This is a genomic window from Kolteria novifilia (assembly GCA_007748055.1).
In the GTDB taxonomy this organism is placed as follows: Bacteria; Planctomycetota; Planctomycetia; order Kolteriales; family Kolteriaceae; genus Kolteria; species Kolteria novifilia.
In genome coordinates this window covers 4,832,017-4,850,307 of sequence record CP036279.1, presented here as the reverse complement: position 1 = coordinate 4,850,307, position 18,291 = coordinate 4,832,017, and the positions used below count along the sequence as shown (strand labels likewise).

Annotated in this window: 14 protein-coding genes; 10 read left to right on the top strand and 4 right to left on the bottom strand. The window is 62.3% G+C overall.

Features of this window, described 5'->3' with window-relative positions; all coding sequences use genetic code 11:
* Nucleotides 1-23 precede the first annotated feature (23 nt).
* The gene (locus tag Pan216_RS17815) at nucleotides 24-1,397 is read left to right on the top strand and encodes a dipeptidase (RefSeq protein ID WP_145259922.1); all 1,374 of its coding nucleotides are present in this window, start codon (nucleotides 24-26) and stop codon (nucleotides 1,395-1,397) included.
* A 260-nt stretch (nucleotides 1,398-1,657) separates the two neighbouring features.
* Here the strand turns inward: Pan216_RS17815 and Pan216_RS17810 are convergent, their stop codons facing one another.
* The 4 genes from Pan216_RS17810 to Pan216_RS17795 all read right to left on the bottom strand — a co-directional run bounded on the left by Pan216_RS17810 (nucleotide 1,658) and on the right by Pan216_RS17795 (nucleotide 5,304).
* On the bottom strand, nucleotides 1,658-2,743 hold the full coding sequence (locus Pan216_RS17810) for a phosphotransferase enzyme family protein (RefSeq protein ID WP_419192674.1): 1,086 nt from the start codon (nucleotides 2,741-2,743) through the stop codon (nucleotides 1,658-1,660).
* A gap of 209 nt (nucleotides 2,744-2,952) precedes the next feature.
* On the bottom strand, nucleotides 2,953-4,038 hold the full coding sequence (locus tag Pan216_RS17805) for a phosphotransferase enzyme family protein (RefSeq protein ID WP_419192673.1): 1,086 nt from the start codon (nucleotides 4,036-4,038) through the stop codon (nucleotides 2,953-2,955).
* A 394-nt stretch (nucleotides 4,039-4,432) separates the two neighbouring features.
* Complete coding sequence (locus Pan216_RS17800; protein ID WP_145259916.1) at nucleotides 4,433-4,627, bottom strand: CDGSH iron-sulfur domain-containing protein; 195 nt, start codon at nucleotides 4,625-4,627, stop codon at nucleotides 4,433-4,435.
* Nucleotides 4,628-4,641: 14 nt separating this feature from the next.
* The gene (locus Pan216_RS17795; protein ID WP_145259914.1) at nucleotides 4,642-5,304 is read right to left on the bottom strand and encodes a site-2 protease family protein; all 663 of its coding nucleotides are present in this window, start codon (nucleotides 5,302-5,304) and stop codon (nucleotides 4,642-4,644) included.
* 137 nt (nucleotides 5,305-5,441) lie between these two features.
* On the opposite strand from Pan216_RS17795, the gene Pan216_RS17790 reads away from it, so the two are divergent.
* From Pan216_RS17790 to Pan216_RS17750, 9 genes are all read left to right on the top strand, one after another.
* A complete protein-coding gene (locus tag Pan216_RS17790; protein WP_145259912.1) occupies nucleotides 5,442-5,756 on the top strand; it encodes a hypothetical protein in 315 nt (104 codons plus the stop codon).
* An 83-nt stretch (nucleotides 5,757-5,839) separates the two neighbouring features.
* Nucleotides 5,840-6,286, top strand: coding sequence for a hypothetical protein (locus Pan216_RS17785; RefSeq protein ID WP_145259910.1), 447 nt, complete (start codon nucleotides 5,840-5,842; stop codon nucleotides 6,284-6,286).
* Nucleotides 6,287-6,543: 257 nt separating this feature from the next.
* Nucleotides 6,544-8,463, top strand: a complete 1,920-nt coding sequence (gene speA, locus Pan216_RS17780; protein ID WP_145259908.1) for a biosynthetic arginine decarboxylase — start codon at nucleotides 6,544-6,546, stop codon at nucleotides 8,461-8,463.
* Nucleotides 8,464-8,593: 130 nt separating this feature from the next.
* On the top strand, nucleotides 8,594-10,201 hold the full coding sequence (locus tag Pan216_RS17775) for a tetratricopeptide repeat protein (protein WP_145259906.1): 1,608 nt from the start codon (nucleotides 8,594-8,596) through the stop codon (nucleotides 10,199-10,201).
* Between the two features lie 286 nt (nucleotides 10,202-10,487).
* Nucleotides 10,488-11,066, top strand: coding sequence for a sigma-70 family RNA polymerase sigma factor (locus tag Pan216_RS17770; RefSeq protein WP_419192672.1), 579 nt, complete (start codon nucleotides 10,488-10,490; stop codon nucleotides 11,064-11,066).
* On the top strand, nucleotides 11,063-12,895 hold the full coding sequence (locus tag Pan216_RS17765; protein WP_145259903.1) for a FecR family protein: 1,833 nt from the start codon (nucleotides 11,063-11,065) through the stop codon (nucleotides 12,893-12,895). The genes Pan216_RS17770 and Pan216_RS17765 overlap by 4 nt, the downstream gene beginning before the upstream one ends.
* A gap of 17 nt (nucleotides 12,896-12,912) precedes the next feature.
* Nucleotides 12,913-15,570 carry a DUF1549 and DUF1553 domain-containing protein gene (locus Pan216_RS17760; protein ID WP_145259901.1) on the top strand — a complete coding sequence of 886 codons (2,658 nt, stop codon included), beginning with the start codon at nucleotides 12,913-12,915 and terminating at the stop codon, nucleotides 15,568-15,570.
* A 54-nt stretch (nucleotides 15,571-15,624) separates the two neighbouring features.
* Entirely contained in the window at nucleotides 15,625-16,923 is a 1,299-nt protein-coding gene (locus tag Pan216_RS17755) for a DUF1501 domain-containing protein (RefSeq protein WP_145259899.1), read from the top strand.
* Nucleotides 16,924-17,219: 296 nt separating this feature from the next.
* Entirely contained in the window at nucleotides 17,220-18,203 is a 984-nt protein-coding gene (locus Pan216_RS17750; protein ID WP_145259897.1) for a DUF1559 domain-containing protein, read from the top strand.
* Nucleotides 18,204-18,291: the final 88 nt, after the last annotated feature.

Sequence of the window (18,291 nt, the reverse complement as noted above, 5' to 3'; positions counted from 1 at the left end):
CTCACTCAGACGAGAACCCCACCATGCAGACTTCGGCCAAGCCGCTCGTCCGTCGACGTTCCTTTCTCCAAGCGAGTGCCGTGGGCACCTTCGGCACGCTGTTGGGACAATCGGCACGAGGGGCGAACAGCCGAGAGGTCTGGCAAACCGGCAACGAGACCATCGACGAGCCGAGACGGATCGGGATCGACTTGCTCAAGCCGACCAAGGCCCAACTCGAGCGAGCGTGGGAACTCCACTCCGGCTCGCTCGTTTTCGAGTCCTATGGCTTCTCGCCCCGACAGGCGATCGACGGGACTTGGTTCCAGGAAGCGGCCGACGAGGGGGCCTACGACGAGGAACTGACCGACATCCGCGAGGGGTCGATGATGAACCGCGCCGCCACCGATCAACGCGAACGCGAAGAGTTTCTCCACGCCTTTCGGGCGGCGGGCGTCGATTGCGTCTTTCAGAACGCCGGCGAGGAGGGCAACGACCCGATGCGACTGCTCAAGCGGCTGGCGCACTTCACCTACCTGACCGATCGGCTGAAGCCGACCCTCTCGAAGGCCGTCACCGCCCGGCAGGTGAGGGAAACGTTCCAAGCGGGCCAGATTTCTCTCTGCTTCACGGGTAACGGCGTTCCGCTACGACAGCGATGGCGCGACGTCCGCGATGAGCTTGGCCTCGTTCGCCTCTTCCACGAACTCGGTATCCTGATGATGCACCTCACCTACAACCGGAGAAACCCGCTCGGCGATGGTTGCGGGGAACCCAACGACGCGGGGCTGAGCGACTTCGGACATGCCGGCGTCGCGGAGATGAACGAGGTTGGCGTGATCGTCGACGTCGCTCACAGCGGTTGGAAGACGAGTCTCGACGCGGCCAAGGCGTCGACAAAGCCGCTCGTTGCCAGCCATACTACCTGTGCCGGACTCTATGAGCATTTTCGTTCGAAGCCGGACAACGTCATCAAGGCGATCTGCGACACCGGCGGCTATGTCGGGATCTGCGCGATTTCGCGTTTTCTCGGCGGGAAAGGGGATCTGGTCCGTTTCCTCGATCATGTCGACTACGTCGTGAAGAAGTTCGGCCCCGACCACTGCGCGATTGGTACCGACGTGGCGTACACCTCGCGGCACGGGAAAGCGGAGAGCACGAAGATTAAGAGACGTCCCGGAGGCCGTTCGGGCCTGGCGCTACGGCGGAACCTCTGGGAGCATCTCTGGCCCGAGGACAAATACAGCAACTCGGCGGCGGATCGTCAGAGCCTCGCTTGGACGAACTGGCCCCTCTTCACGCTCGGGATGGTGATGCGCGGCTATTCCGATGAGACGATTCAGAAGATCTTGGGCGGCAACGTCTTGCGTGTGCTCGAGGCCAATGTCAGTGCGCGACGAACCACCGCGCCGCGGTGATGGCAAGGCCTAGTCGGTTTGCCCGACTACAAGCGGCTCAAGGACCGCTACCGCCCGCGAGGTGGTGAAGGCGTTTGAGCCTCACGGGACGGGCCGACGATCGCGATCATTGCCGACTCGTGGCTCGGGCGAGGCCCGCGAGAAGCCCATTCATCGCTCGAGTGGGGTAAAAAAGTCGCCCATGCTCGCGACGAGCGCGAACATGGGCAACCGCAGGGATGGGGCTTGTGGGGGACTTTCGTCCCGTTGAACGATTCGGCTCAGACGTCCGTCAGGTCGATCGGAGCAATTCGCTCGTCGCTTAGGAGTGAGCGGCCCATCCCATCGACGACCGGAATGTAGTCCTCGAGCGGCATGTTGAGCGACGCCGCCCATTTCTTTGGCTCCGACGCGGAGTTCATGTAGTCCAGCGCGAGCCGTAGTCGCAATAGCGGTTCCGCGAGTCGCAGTTCCTCGGGTTCGAGCCGGGCCTCGTCGCGGTACCCTTCGATGAGCAGCTTCCAGAAACGTCCGGCTTGGCTGCCGTCGATGATCGGTTCCTCACCCAGGGTGTGGACGTACTGTGCATGGAAGGCGACGACGAGGTCGTAGAGCTTCCAGCAGTACATCGACTGATCGAAGTCAAAGAGGACGAACTCGTCGTCGCTGACGAGAAAGTTCTCCGGCCAGATGTCGCCGTGTACCAAGAGGTACGAGTCGTCGACCTTGGTCGTTTGCAACCGGGCGAATAGTTCGTCGATGCGGGCGACGACTTTCTCGTCGAAGAGGTCCGGACGCCTGCCGCGAAGGACGAGTTCGGGAAGCTCGTGCCACTGGTAGCGTTTCGGCCCTCGGGACTGGAAACGCTTCGACCAACGATGGACCAACCCGATCGTTCGTCCCCACTGGCGAATGAGTTCCTCGTCCCAACGTTCCAGACGGCTACCTTCGAGCGTCGTTCCGTCCAGTCGCTTGAAGCACGCGAGATGGAACGGACGCTCGTTGTTGATGATGGAGACGACCGGCTTGCTCGAACGGGCCTCGATCAGCGAGGCGACGGGAACACCGACATCGTCGAGAAAACGAATCCACTCGAGTTCGGCGCGAACTTGTTCCTGGGAGCGATGGGCGTTGGACGTCGCGCGGACGATCACCGCTTCGCCATCCTCGTCGTTGGCGGCGAAGACGACGTTCTGTCCCGGGCGAACCAGTTCGCAGGTATCGAGATTGATCCCCCACTCGTCGACCAGGGCGTTCTCGAACTCCGACCGTTCCCGATGGGTATCGTTCAAGTGTCGGCGAACCGACAGAGTCGGTAGCCCGAAGACCTCCTCGGACGCGAGGAACTCCTTGGTTGGTAGAATCATGATGGACCTCCTCCACATTCCCGAGACCGGGATCTCTGCGCGTTGCTTGTCGTTGGCTTGGTGTGTCGAGCCGGTGGCTTCTCCGCTGACCGCCGGTTCTGCCAATTGGTACGCCCGGCAACGACCCCGTGTTGGACATTGACGCGAAGGATTCCCGATCTTCACAATCGCGGCGTGACCACCTTGGCCAAACGGGATCCCCGGCGTCGTCACAGCTCCGCGAGATCGACGGGCAAGAGCGGTTGATCGCTCAAGAGCGACTCCTCCACCTGCCGCATCGCGCCGAGGTAGGCCGACTCGGAAGTCCCGGCGATGATCGCCCATTTGCGGGCTTCAGGTTTGGAGACGAGGTAGCAGACGGCCTGACGCAGTCGAAGTAATGACTCGGCGAGCTGGAGTTCCTCCCGATCGAGTTCGGCCGCTTCGCGATAGCCGTCGAGTAGGAGACGCCAGAACTCCTCGACCGAGAACCGATTGAGTTCCGGACGAATGAAGTAGGAGAAGACGTACTGCATCTGGAAGGCGACGAGCAGGTCATAGAGTCGCCAGCAGTACATCGACTGATCGAAGTCGAACAGGATCAGGTCGTCATCTCGCATCAGGAAGTTCGACGTGAACGCGTCGGCGTGGATGACCTGATAGGACCGTCCCCGCGGGGTTCGTTTGAGTCGGGCCACCAACTCGTCAATGCGTTCGAGAACGCCGGGGTGGTAGAGGTCGTGGTGCTTTTCGCGAAGTCGCCACTCCGGCTGCTCGTGCCAGTGGTAGCGCGATTGGCCAGTCGGTTGGTAGCGCTCCGTCCAGCGATGCACGCGGCCGATCATCCGCCCCCAGAGTCGAATGAAGTCATCCGTCCAACGCTCCGACGACTCGTTGGACACGATCGTGCCGTCGATGCGGTGGAAGCAGGAAACATGGAAGAGTTCACCCTCGTCGTGAACCGAGACAGCGAGTTTTCCCAACCGGGTCTCGATCGGGATGCCGACCGGCACGCCGACCAGGTCGAGCCATGCGACCCAGTCGAGTTCGGCTTCGAGTTGTCGCAGCGAACGGTGGCTTGGCGAGGTCGCGCGAACGATGACCGAGTTTCCCTCCCTGTCCCGAGCGGTGAAGACGAGGTTCTGGCCGTGGCGCAGCGGACGGCATGACTCCGGATCAATCGACCACTCGTCGCGTAGGACAGTGTCGAAGTCTCGAAGACCGCGACGATTTGCGGGCCGTGGCACACGCCGAACGGGCTCGCGCAGGGAATCGGGGTGGTGAAGTGGCAGCAGTTTCGTGGCCGACATGATCATCGCTTGATCCTCCGACGATGAGGCCCCGCCGACGAAAGAATGGGCGTGGCTCGACGCGGCGCCGAGGCTTCTTGTCCTCGCCGTACGGCTGCTGCTACGAATTTCGCGCTGCTGGCGTTTGGGGTTTGGGTAGATCGAAAATGTGTAGGCATCGTGAGGGGCGCGCGCGCGTTCGGAGAGAGCCTTCAGGGAAATCGGAGCGTCGACGGGGCGAGCACGTCCGGAGGGAGCACGCGAGCTTGTCGTCTTGAAGGGGAAACGATGGTGTTGGGGACGGGAAGAAGTGAACAAACGGGTGTTCGTGCCCCTTTCCGAGCGAAAGGAGCACATCGGTTGGCGGGCGCCCCCTTGTCAAAGGGAGCTTCGAATCGTTAGGGTGGGGAAGAGGTGGCGCCTACTCTTGCCAACCTTCGCGGTTGTGGGTGCCGTCGCAGAAGGGCTTGTTCGCGGAGAGCCCGCAGCGGCACAACGCGCAGTTGGTCTTGCCTTCGGGCAACTCGATCGGGTTGCCTTCACTATCGGTCAGGGAAATTGGTCCCTCCACGAGGAGCGGACCATTGGGACGACAGCGAATCTTTACATCCGGCATGCTTGCTTTCTCCATCAAGACATGAAATTGACTGTTCGAAGCAAAATGTCTGTAGCGGAGATGGCTACGGGAGCAATGTATCTGACTCCTCCGAGAACGACGAGTCCCATCACGAGGAGAATCCCCGTGGAAGAGGGAATGCTCAGGTACGAATAGGCTAGCCGATTGGGCATGAACGCAGCGAGCACCTTGGAGCCGTCCAGCGGCGGGATCGGGATCATGTTGAAGACCGCCAGGACGAAGTTGAGCATGACCGACTGAGCGATGATTCGCAGCGCGAGTTGGGGAGCATGATCGTTGAAGTAGCCGAACAGCGGCACCGTGTTGATCAGGAGTGCCAGCACCACCGCGATGAGGACGTTGGTGATCGGACCGGCGATCGCGACCAGCATCATGTCGCGTTTGGGTTGGCGAAAGTTCATCGGATTGATCGGTACCGGTTTGGCCCCACCGAAGACCATGTTGCCGCTGCTAACGATGTAGAGGACCAGAGGCAGGGCGATCGTCATCACCGGATCGATGTGAGGAATCGGATCGAGGGTGATTCGGCCCAAGCGACGCGACGTTGGGTCACCGCACCAATCGGCCACGACGGCATGAGCGATCTCGTGCAAGACGACCGAGTAGACCAAGATGCCGATAACGACGAATCCGATGACGTAATCCGCGGGGATCATGCTGCTCCTTTTCCTGCTTTGATCGGAAGCTGTTCTTTCTAGAAACCCGGCGAAAGGCGTCCCGAGGATCTGGCATCGAGTCCGGGGCCGACGTGCGAGGGCAACTGACAACGACCGAGTTCGGGAGAGTTTGGATCATGCGTAGCGACGACAGGGAGAGGGACTCGTGGTCGACGATCTCCTCCGACGAGAGGCCATCGCCGTGGTACTCGCCTCCCTCCTGGGGATTCGCCGTGGCGGTCGTCGTCCTGATCCTCCTCGCGGTGTTGGCCGTTTGGGTTTGCAACTGGCGCGAGCGAGACGCGATCGAACGGTCCCGCGACGAGGCCGAAACGCCGTTCACCGCCATCGATCCCGCCGAGTCCGAGGCTGTCGAGGGATATTCCTCGATCGGCCTTCGCGAGCGTCGCGCGGAGAACTCCTTGCTTGCGGTTCCCGCCGACCTATTCTGATCAGTGGGCCTTGGGATGCGGTTACGGCTGATGAGCGGCACGACATTGGAAAATGTTGGCCCTCGCCACAAAAGGAACGACTCATGCGCGACTTGGTCAACCTCCGGATGGAACGCTTGGTCTATGTCGGTGGGATTGCTTTGCTTTGTGGGGCGATGGTCGGGTGCGGTGACCTGAGTGCCAAGCCGAAGAAGTCGCCCAACAGCATTATCGGCAAGACGACGCAGAAGATCGGCGAGTTCGACGAGAAGGCCGACAAGGAAAAGGTCAGCGACTCCAAGGTGAGGATCACCTCGCCGGTCCTTCCCGCGATGCAGGCCTACGGGCCGGCTCTCGAGCAAATCAGCAAGACCGTCATCAAGCAAGCCATCGACCTCTTTCACGCGACCAACGGTCGCTACCCGAAGGATTACGATGAGTTCATGAGCGAGATCATCAAGAAGAACAACATCAAGCTTCCCGTGTTGCCGGCCGGCGCCGAGTACAAGTACAACGTCGAGGAGCACAAGCTCGAGGTTGTGACCAAGTAACGTCTCCCTTCCGCATGCTGGAGAGCGGTAGAGCGCCCTCCAGGCCCATTCTCAACTTAACCCGATAGAAGGTCGGGCCCTCGTCGGTGTCTCTGGGGAGTCTCCTGTCAACGGTCGAGGTCTCGACCGAACCAGGGCGTCCCCGCGGACCGCGAACAGACGGGGTCCCTCGGAGATGAACCGTGAGTGGAACGACGTCGCGTAGTGCCGGCGGACCCGCTTCGTGGAAGCATTCCCTGAGAAGTCGCCGTCAGCCAATGGATCGTTGGGACATCGGCCAAGCCGAGGATCTCTACGCGGTCCGCCAGTGGGGCCGAAACTACTTCTCCATCAACGATGATGGCAATGTCGCCGTCCACCCGACCGGCCAGTTCGACCAGTCGCTCGACCTGCGCGCGCTGATCGACCGCCTCGCGCTCGACGGGATCCATCCGCCCCTATTATTGCGATTTAGCGACATCCTGCGGCACCGGATCGGCGAGTTGCACCAGGCCTTCGCCGGCGCGATCGACGCCTTCGGCTATCGAAGTGACTACCGCAGCGTCTACCCCATCAAGGTCAATCAGCAGCGCCACGTCGTCGAGGAAATCTACGACCACGGCAAGGCCTTCGGCTGTGGGCTCGAGGCAGGGTCGAAACCGGAACTACTCGCCATCTTGGCGCTCGTCGATCGTCAGGATACGCCCATCATCTGCAACGGCTTCAAGGACGCCGAGTACATCGAGGCCGTGGTGCTCGCTCAGAAGATGGGCCGGACCGTCTTGCCGGTCATCGAGAAGGTCCGCGAGTTGCACCTCCTAGTGGAGCACGCCGCCCGCCACTCGATTCGTCCCGCGATGGGCGTTCGCGTCAAGCTCGCCACCCGGGGGGCCGGACGCTGGGAGTCTTCGAGCGGGCAAATGGCCAAGTTCGGGCTGACGATCAGCGAGCTGGTCGACGCGGTCGAGTTCCTCAAGAGCCGCGACCTGGCCGACCAACTCCGCATGCTCCACTTCCATGTCGGCAGCCAGATCACCAACATCCGCAACATCAAGGAAGCCGTCAACGAGGCGGCGCGAATCTATGTCGAACTCTCGCGTGCCGGCGCGGGGCTCGGCTATCTCGATGTCGGCGGAGGCCTGGGGGTCGACTACGACGGTTCCCAAACCCAGTTCGGATCGTCGATCAACTACACACTCCAGGAGTACGCCAACGACGTCGTCTACGGCATTCAGTCGATCTGCGACGAGGCGAAAGTCGAACACCCGACGATCATCACCGAATCGGGACGCGCGATCACCGCCTACTACAGCGTCTTGGTCTTCAATGTCCTCGGGGTCGAGTCAATGGCTGGGCAGCCGATGGATTGCGCGTCGGTGTCCGATTCCTTGGGGGAGCGGCCCAGTGGGGAGCAGCCCGCCCCGATCGCGACGCTCTACGACACGCTCGCCGATTTGTCGGCCAAGAACGTTCACGAGATGTATCACGACGCGATCAAGTCGCGCGATGATGCGATGAACCTCTTTAGTCTCGGGTACCTGACGCTCAACCAACGCGGGTTGGCCGATCGAATCTTCTGGGAGGTCTGCCGTCGGATCCAGAAGATCATTCAGCGAATGGACCACATCCCCGAGGACTTGGAAGTGCTCGAGTCGATGCTTGCGGACACGTACTTTTGCAATTTCTCGGTCTTTCAATCGATGCCGGACGCTTGGGCGGTGCAGCAACTCTTCCCGGTGGTGCCCTTGCAGCGGCATCGCGAGGAGCCGACTCGGCGGGGACGACTGGCGGACATCACCTGTGATTCCGACGGCAAGCTCGATCGCTTCATCGACCTTCGTGATGTCAAGCAGTGTCTCGAACTCCACGCGCCCAATGGCGAAGAGTACTACCTGGGAGCCTTCCTGGTCGGAGCGTACCAGGAGATACTCGGCGACATGCATAACCTCTTTGGCGACACGCATGCCGTTCAGGTCCGCCTGGGGGAAGACAACGAGGCGGTTATCGAGAACGTCGTCAAGGGAAACACCGTGCGGGACATGCTCGCGTACGTTCAGTTCTCCTGCGACGAACTGCTCGAATCGTTCCGCGTCGAGGTGGAGAAAGGACGTGCGAGTGGCCAATTGACCGATGTCGAGGCGGACCGGTTGATCGAGTTCTACGCCAGCGGTCTGGATGGCTACACCTACCTGGAATAGCCGACCGCTTCGTTTTCCCTAGCGATTCTCCCGGCGTTGAACGTACTACTCCCTAGACACTGCCGCGTGCGCTGGAGCGTTCGTGCTCCGGCGTTCACGCCGGAATCATTGCTGTCTGGGAGATTCAGGGGTGCTCACGTCGGCGACGCTCGCTGTTTGCCTCATTGCTTGGGCGGACGACAAGCCGGTCCTGATTCACGGCCAACTCGATCAAGTCGATGCGGCCGACGGCTGGATCGAGGTTTCCGACGACGCGGGCAAGCGGCACGAGGTCCGTGTCGACGGCGACTCTCGCGTCACCCTCAACGGTCGCCGAACCAGTCTCGACAACCTCCAACACAAACTGCGCGTCAGCGTCACTTTCAACCCCGGCACGCGTCTGGCGACTGTCGTAAGGGCGAAGGGAACCACGACCGACGCCCGCTTCGCCTCGATCCCCAAACGGTTGCGGATCGCTCTCGATCTCATCGAATCGTACCGCTATCGCGAGTCCTACGCTCGGCTGGAAACGATTGACTCGTGGGAATCGCACGCGCTGCGGCGCCTGCTGGAGAGCGGCGATGCGCGAAGCATGCGAGCGCTCGGACAACAACAACTCCAACGCGAGGAAGCCGCCGCGTCCGCGAAGAGGCTGCTTCCCGACATCGAAGCCGCCGCCGCTAGGGGCAATCCGTTGGCTCAGTGGATCCTCGCACGCTTTCTTCAATCGGGCCTCGCGGGCGAGCGCGAGAAGGGCAGGGCGTTCTCCTTGCTTGAGGCCGCCGACCGATCCGGTTTCCCGCTGGCCACGTCCGACCTCGCTTGGTGCTATCTCCACGGCAAGGGGACCGACCGGTCCGTGACGAAGGGACTTCGTCTCTTGCGACACTCCGCCGCGAAGGGCAATCAACGCTCGATGATCATGCTGGCTCAGCTCTATCAGGCGGGGGAAGGCGTTCCCGAGAACAAACTGACGGCGCGTCGGTTCCTCGAACGGGCCGCCAACGCCGGCAACGTCCGCGCGAAACTCCTTCTGGCGAGGATGCTCGCGGACGAGATCGGCCCCGAAGAGCGCCCCGAGGCATGGATGGCGACCCGGCAGTTGCTCGAACAAGCCTTCGAGGCGGGGAGTCCGCTGGCCGGCTGTTGGCTCGGACTGCTCGTCAAGCGCGGTCGCGGCGAACGCCGAGACCTCGCCAAGGCGCGACGGCTACTCGAGGCGGCGGCCTCGGAAGGCTCCGCTCGGGCAGCCCTGGAGTTGGGCAAGTTCGCCCTCGACGGTTCGATCGACGCCAGAGATTTGGAGTCCGCACGCCACTACTTCGAACTGTCGCGACGTGCCGCCCGGCGCGATGGGGATGAGGGGACGCTACGGCAGGCCAAGACCTTGCTCAACGCGGAGATCGTCGTGCTAAACCGCCGTGCGACGCGGACCGAGGATCGTCGCTACGCGGTGACCGGCCAAGTCGTCAATCAGTCGACGCGGCCCCTTTCAGGTGTGTTGGCGGTGGGGCAGTTCCTCCGCGGCGAGGATGCTCCGGTGACGTTTCTCTCCGCCTCACTCGATTTCGACCCGCTGCATGTCGGCCAGGTCAGCCCGTTCGAGATTGTCAGTGAGGACGACTTTGCCGTCGACTCCTTCGAGCTGTCGTTTCGGACGCACGAAGGCGCGACCATTCCCTCCGCTTCGCTGGCGGACACCTCTCCATGGCCCACGCTCGGCTACCTCGTCGCCGCTGACGATTCCTCCATCCTCTGAATTCGCACGCCATTCGCCTGCGTTCACCTCGCGATTTCTGACTTGGGTCACTTCGCGTAACCTGTTGCTGTGAAATCTCTTGTGCTACCCTTGAAGGGGTGCGTATCTCAAGGATGCGACGATCGCTTGAGCGGAATTGGATGTTTTTGTGATTTTATCGATGTATCGATCTCCCAACGCGACGTTAGCTGGGTACTGGGGAACCGTTTCTTAGCAGTCCATTGATTCACGCGGGCGCAGCCGGCGGGGAATCGATCAACGGGCTATTAGGGCTTGGATGACACCATTGTCGACGCACCAAGAGTTGATGCGCGATGCGAACGTGACGGCCGACTTCGGCCCGAGCGATCGCTTCATGGACTTGGTGACCCGCCATCAGCACCAGCTCTACGGCTTCATCTTCGCCCTCGTCCACAACTCGGCCGACGCGGACGATCTCTATCAGCAAGTCCTGATCGTGCTTTGGAAGAAGTTCGACTCGCTCCCGCCAGAAGGGGACTTTCTTCGTTGGGCTTGGCAAGCCGCCCGCTACGAAGTGCTCAATTTCTGGCGTCGTAAGGAGCGGCGGCCGAGTCACGTCGGCCTGTCCGAGGATTTGGTCGAAGACATCGTCGAGCGAGAGTCGCGCCAGGCGGAGGCCGATCGCGGTCTCGAACGCCGACGTGCCCTCAACGAGTGCGTGAAACGGCTTCCCGAAAAGGACCGCGAGTTGTTAGAGACTTGTTACACCACGGATCTTCAGATCAAGCAAATCGCCGAGAAGATCGGACGGTCTTCTCAGAGCATCTGTAACTCCCTGCGCCGGATCCGCTCCGCCCTCTTCGAGTGCATTCATCGTCGACTCTCGACGGAGGGTCTGTCATGACGACGCCCATCGATCCCGACTTTCTCGCCCTGATCGAATCGGTCCTGAGCGGTGACGCTGGGGCGAGCGAGATGGATCAACTCGAGCGGATTCTTCGCGAGGATGCTTCGGCGTGGCAAACGTATCGCGACTATTGCGAGATGCACGCGGAGCTGCGATTCCTCTCGCACGGCAAACGTGGTCTCGAGAAGTTCGTGCGCGGCGTCCTAAGAGAACAGGAAGCGGCGCCAGCACCTTCTGCCCCCGCGCCGACCGCCCGGGCCGAGTCAACACGCGGACAGAGGACGAAGATCGGTTGGCTCACGCCGGCCCTCTTGATCGCGGCCGCGGCCTGTTTGGTCTTGCTAGTCGCGATCGGCAATCGCATGCCGAGGGACGGTGTCACCGGGACCGGTGGAGCACTCGCGGTACGGGAGGACAATCGACCGGTCGCGACGATCACGGGTCTCTTTGGCGTCTTTTCGGAACAAGAACAAACTGAAAAGCTCCACGTTGGACAAGCCTTGCACGTCGGCGAACGGGTGTTGCTCGCCGGGGGCGTCGCGGAGATTGCTTTCGCGACCGGACCGGTGGCGGTCCTACAGGGGCCGGCCGAGTTGTCGATCGACGGCATGCTCGGAGCGACCCTCCGGCGAGGAAGAATTGTCGTTCGCGTCACCGAGGACATCGACGGGTTCGTGATTCGCTCCCCCGAGGTCGATGTCGTCGATCACGGCACGGAGTTCGGCGTGCAGGTCGAACCCTCCGGGGTGACCACCGTCCAAGTCTATGACGGCGAAGTCGATGTCGTGCCCGCGAGCAAGGAGAGGTTGCCCGCCTCCAAACGACTTCGGGCCGGCGATGCCGTGCGGGCCAAGCGCCCCGGTCACCGAGACCCGCTGTCGCTCGAGCCGCAGATGCCCGAGGATGCTCTCTTTCTTCGCAGTCTTCCCGATGTCTCCGCCACCGATGGGGCGTCGTCGCGCGAAGGACGCCACTGGCTACGCGATCTTCGGCCGGTCGAGGGGTTCTCGTTCACTCCCGTCGAGGGAAAGAACTTGGTTCTTCCAGGCTGGGACGTTCCGCCGAACATGGCCGAGTCGCACCGTGGGCTGACACCGGTCGGGCTCGCCCAAGAGGATCGCCCGGGCGTCATGATTCGCGGCGGTGACGACGGTTCTCTCGGCACCATCGTTCACGGGGTGACGACCGGTCCGCGTTGGGTGCTCGAGTTTCAGTTCGCAACCATGCCGCCCGAAGAGGCGGGAACGCGTGGGCTCAACGTCTTGCTCCACCATGCGAAGGGCGATTTCGTCAATCTCCGCGTCGGTCACGGAGGGGCCATCTACGTCTACGAGGGAGACGGCACGCAAAGCCTGCTCGTCGGTGAGTGGCGCGTCGTCTCTCCCTGGGGAGCGGTGAGCTTCTCCGAGGATCGCAACGGCGACGGCAGCCTTTCCGACCCGGAGGATGTGGTCAACGTGCATACGTTGCGCCTCGTCGGCGACTACGGGGAAGACCCCTCGTTCGACATTTATCTCTCCGAAGCGAACAACCCGGAGCCGCGACTGGTCGCCTCGGAGCTCAAGATCTTCCAGAACGGCCCGCCGAAACCGGGGGCTGGGCTGAGAACGGTCCGTTTTCAGTCCTATCGAGGTCCCAACGGCGACTATGTGATCGATCGTGTTCGTCTTCTTTCGCCCCACCAGGATGTCTCTTCCACGACATCGCCGAGGGGCGTTCCCACCGAGGCGTCTTCCAATGACGTCTCCGACGTCGCGTCGCCTGACGACGTGACTCCCTTGACGTCCGACAAGGACGTCCCCGCTGTCTCGTCTCCCGCCCGGTAACTTTAGAAAAGGTTTCGATGATGATGCAAAGTGTTCTCTTCGTTCTCCTCTTAGCCCTGGGCGCCGCTTCCGCGGAGAAAGCCGACGCGAAGCCAAAAGCGGACGCGAAGCCAAAAGCGGACGCGAAGCCAAAAGCGGAACCCGAGAAACCCGGCCGTCCGCTGCCGCTCACCGCTCCCTCGGACCGGATTCACGTCGAGATCTTCGACAAGATCCCCGAGAAGAAGAAGTGGGACTTCAAGCTCGACGAGCCGACCGAGACCTTCAGCGAACAGTCCTTCGGCATCGTCGAGATTCCCCACCGCTACCGCGACGGCCTTCGTGTCGACCGTTCGAATCCGATCCTGTACCGGGCCTCGTGTCAACTGACGATTCCCGAGGGAAAGAAGCGGCTGCTGCTCCGTGGCCGCTGGGCGACCCGGCTCTTCATCGACGGGAAGAAAGTCGGCGAGCTTCCTTTTCCTCACCCCGGCAGCGGGGCACACGGCGAACTCGAGGATCTTTCGAGTGATCTCACGCCGAACATCCGTCAGCTCTTTCCCGGCGATCGGGAGAAAGCAGTGGCATGGACCAGCGACGGCAAGCGCCACACCTTTGTCATGGACGTGATCGTTGGGGGCCGACGCCGCCGACTCGAACTCGGCGAGATGTCGCTGAGTGTCGCGGAGCCGGGAAGCGAGTTCGTGGTCCTGAGTCCGACCAGCCAGGATGTCGAACTGACCGACGCGAGCTGGTTGCCCTATGAGAAACGGTTCCGCGAAGAGATGCTCCGCCGGAATCAACGGCGCCGAGAAGAGTCGGACGTCAAGGAACGCGACTACTGGAAGAAACGGCACGACGCCATCGCCCAAGAGATCGGCAAGAAGCCCGCGATCGTGGTGCCGACCGTCTCCGAGGAGATGCCGGTTCACAACGAAATTGATCGCTTCCTCGGCGCGCGGCTCCAGGAGAAGGGGCTTCAGCCGGCGGGCTTGGCCGATGACGACGTCTTTCTTCGCCGACTGACGCTCGATTTGCGCGGCAACCTTCCGACCGCCGAGGAGATTGCAGCGTTTCGCGAGCACCGGGGCGAGGGGCGTCGCGAGCGGGCGATCGACCGGTTGCTCGACGATCCGGGCTGGGCCGATCACTGGGTCGGCTATTGGCAGGATGTTCTCGCCGAGAATCCCAACCTACTCAACCCGACGCTCAACAACACCGGCCCGTTCCGCTACTGGATTCACGAGTCGTTCCTCGACAACAAACCGATGGATCGCTTCGTTACCGAACTGGTCATGATGCGGGGGAGCGAGCGTTTCGGCGGTCCGGCCGGTTTCGGGGTCGCGACGCAGAACGATGTGCCGATGGCGGCCAAAGCCAACGTCTTGGGCCAAGCGTTCTTGGGAGCCAAGATGCAGTGCGCCCGCTGCCACGATGCTCCGTCGCATCCCTTCGAACAACGGGATCTCTTCAGTCTCGCGGCGATGCTCAAACGCAAACCGCAGAGCGTTCCGAAGTCAAGTTCGGTTCCGGGGACGAAGGAAGAGCTGGCGGAGATGATGGTGACGGTCTCGCTCAAGCCGGGCGAGAAGCTTCCGCCGGTGTGGCCGTTTGAAAACCTTCACGGCGAGAAGTTGCGTGAGGACTGGTTGCGCAATCCCAAGGATTCGCGCGAACGGCTCGCGTTGCACATCACCTCGCCGGAGAACGAGCGCTTCGCCGGTGTGCTCGTCAACCGTCTTTGGCACCGCTACATGGGCCGTGGCATCGTCGATCCGGTCGACGATTGGGAAAGCGTCGACCCGACCCATCCCGAGCTTCTCGGCTATCTTCGTCGGGAGCTGATCGGAAACGGCTACGACTTCAAGCATGTCGCCCGTCTCATTCTCTCGTCCCACGCCTACCAGCGGGCGGTCGATCCGAGTCTCCAAGAGGAAGAGGACGCGATCGAGCTCTACGCGACCCGCCAGCGGCGACGGATGAGCGCCGAGCAAGTCGTCGACTCTCTCTTCCAGGTGGCCGGCAAGGGTTTTGGCTGCGAGGAGTTGAATCTCGACATCAACGGACGCCGGGACCTAAAGAACTCGCTGAACTTCGGCTACCCGACGCGAGCGTGGCAGTTCTCGACGTTGGCCAACGAGCGCGACCGACCGAGTCTCAATCTGCCCTACGCTCGGACGATGACGAGTCTGCTGGAGACCTTCGGATGGCGAAACACCCGCCAGAATCCGGTGACCTATCGGAACACGGAGCCGACGGTGCTTCAACCGGCGTCGATGACTAATGGACTCGCGGTTCACCGGGTGGCGCAGCTATCCGATGACAGCGGCCTGACGGTCTTGTCAATGAAGGACCAGCCTGTCGAGAAGCTCGTCGAGGAACTCTTCCGACGAACGCTCTCGCGCGATCCGAGCGCCAGTGAGAAGGACCTCTTCGTCGAGTATCTGCGAGAAGGCTACGGGGATCGCGTCGTGCCTGGCGCGTCGCTCGAGCGCTACGCCCCCAAGCGGACCCGCGAAGGGATCTCGTGGACCAACCATCTCTCCAACAAGTCCAACGAACTGGCCAACCGGTTGGAGCAGCAAGCCCAGCTCGGCGACGAGCCGACCGAGGTGCTCACGCCTGCGTGGCGCGAGCGGATGGAGGACACGGTCTGGACGCTCGTCAACACCCCCGAGTTCGTCTTCATCCCCTAGCGGAGACCCGGGACGCTTCCAACAACCAACGACCGATACGAGGATGACCCATTCATGAAACGACGCGAATTTGTTCAATCGACGATGCAAGCGGGCTTGGCGGCTTCTCTTCTCGGAGCTTCTCCCGCGTTGGCGTCGCATCCGGCCTCGCACGGAGCGATGCCCCAGGGCAAGGCCGAGCATGTGATCTTCATTTGGCTCGGCGGCGGCGCCAGTCAAATCGACACCTTCGATCCGAAGGCCAAGGGCGATGCGAAGGCCAAGAAGCCCGGCTCCTACTACGATGCGATCCCGACCGCGGTCAAGGGCGTCCAGGTCTGTGAGCACCTTGGCAAGACCGCGAAGGTCCTCGATCGCTGCACTCTCGTGCGGACGGTTCACCACGAGGTGATCGACGAACATGCCGCCGCGACCAACCGCATGCACACCGGTCGCCCGACGACCGGCACGATCGTTTACCCGTCGATCGGCTCGATCGCCGCTCACCAGCGTGGCCCGGCCAACGACAAGGTGCCGGCCTACGTCCTGATCGGCTATCCCAACATCACTCGCGGTCCTGGCTTCCTCGGCCCCCGCGCCGGCTACGTCTACTTGACCGACACGGAGGTTGGCCCCAGTGGGTTCTCGCCCCCGCCGCGCATCACCAACCAGCGCCGCAAGCAGCGGGAGCGGCTCCTGTCCCGGCTTCGCTCGATGCACCGGGGCGACATCAGGGCCGAGAAAGCCCTCGCCGACTACGACGCCACCATTGACGAGGCGCTGCGGCTCTCCGGCCCCGACTTCCAACAGATCTTCAACCTCGGCTCCGAGCCCGACTCGATCCGCAACTCCTACGGCGGTGAGTTCGGTCAGCGTTGTCTGCTCGCCAGACGCTTGGTCGAGAGTGGCGTTCGCTTCGTCGAGGTCTCGCACAACCTCAATTTCGTCAACGGGACCGGATGGGACACCCACAACGAGGGCCAACTCAACCAGCACCTGCTGATTCAGGAACTCGACACCGCCCTCGCGGGCCTTGTGCTCGATCTCGAACGACGCAACTATCTCGACAAGACCCTGATCGTCGTCGGCACCGAGTTCGGTCGTCCCGCCAAGTTCGATGGTCGCGGGGGACGCGGGCACCATTCGAAGTCCTTCTCCGTCTTCCTCGGTGGCGGTGGGTTGCGGCACTGCGGGGCCTATGGCACCACCGACGCGATGGGAACGAAGATCGAGGAGAAGCCGGTCTCGGTTGCCGATCTACACGCCACGATTCACGCGTCGATCGGCATCGATCCGAGCGAAGTGCTCTACGCCGGCGAACGCCCGGTGCCGATCACCGACGGCGGCAAGCCGATTGCCGAACTCTTCGGTTGATCGTCGCCCAGGAACCGATCCTGGGACGACAAATTGTCACTGACCGCGCCGTCGCGATCTGGGGAGACGTGGCGGCCGCGTTTGATTCACCGTGTTGGTTTCCAGCACGGCGTTTGCTTGGCGTCGGCGACACTCGTCCGCCAACTCAATGGGCGTCGGCGGCGTTCGTCGACCAACTCAAGGGGCGTTGGCGGCGTTCGTCCGCCAACTTGGAGACGTGGCACTCGCACTTCTTCGCCACGGCTCGCACAAGGGGAAGAGTGCCGTCATCTCGGCATCTCGTGGGGAGCAACCGTATGTCTTGGATCCGAGAATCCCGGCGCGCGTTCACGCTCGTCGAACTACTGGTCGTGATCGCGATCATCGGGGTGCTGGTCTCTCTCTTGCTTCCGGCCGTGCAGCAAGCACGGGAAGCGGCTTCACGCGCCCAGTGCGCCAACAACCTCAAGCAACTGGGGGTGGCGCTGCACAACTACCACGAGAGCCATCGGGTCATGCCCCCCGGCGTGCTCGGAATCGTCAACGCCAGCAGTGGATCCAACACGCTTGTCTACCCGATTACTTGGATGCCGATGGTGCTGCCTTACATGGATCAGCACCAACTCTACGATCGGATCGTGCCCGACATCGAGGCGGGCCGAAGCGCCCACAGCTTCGCCGAGAGGAAGCAAGTCGTCAGCGCGCTGGTCTGTCCCAGCGATCCCAACGGTGGCAAGGTCGCGGTCAACGGTAGCATCGCCACGCGCGATCACGGCTTCTGCGGCAACTATGTCCTCTGCTACGGCTCGAAGACCTTCACGCCCGACGCGGATATCGACGACGCCGACGACACGCTCGACGACAGTCGCGACGACAACGCCCTGCGCCGGGACGGCATGTTCTTTGCGTTGTCGAGCATCGGATTGGACGATGTGAGCGACGGAACGACGAAGACCGTCATGGCCAGCGAGCTGTTGGTCGTCCCGAGCGAGGGGAACAACGTCGACTTGCGCGGCAGCTACTACTTCGGACGGCGCGGCGCCGCGGTCTTCACGACGATGAACCCGCCGAACTCACCGATCTCCGACCGGCTCTCCTCGTGCCTGAGCGTTCGCGGGGCGCCTTGCACGACCGGCACCGACAGCATGATCTACCACCCGCGCAGCGCCCACGAAGGGGGCGTCAACGCGATGATGGCCGATGGGTCGATCACCTTCATCTCCAACTCGATCGACACCCACATCTTCCGCGGGCTTGGCACCAGAAACGCGTCGCCCGGTGAGCCCCTTCAAGGGCTCTAACCGCGATTTCTTCGTGTCGTTTCGCCGGCGCCGTGACGTTTTGTCGTGGCATTGAGCTGTGCGCCCATCGAGAATAGGCTTGAGAATT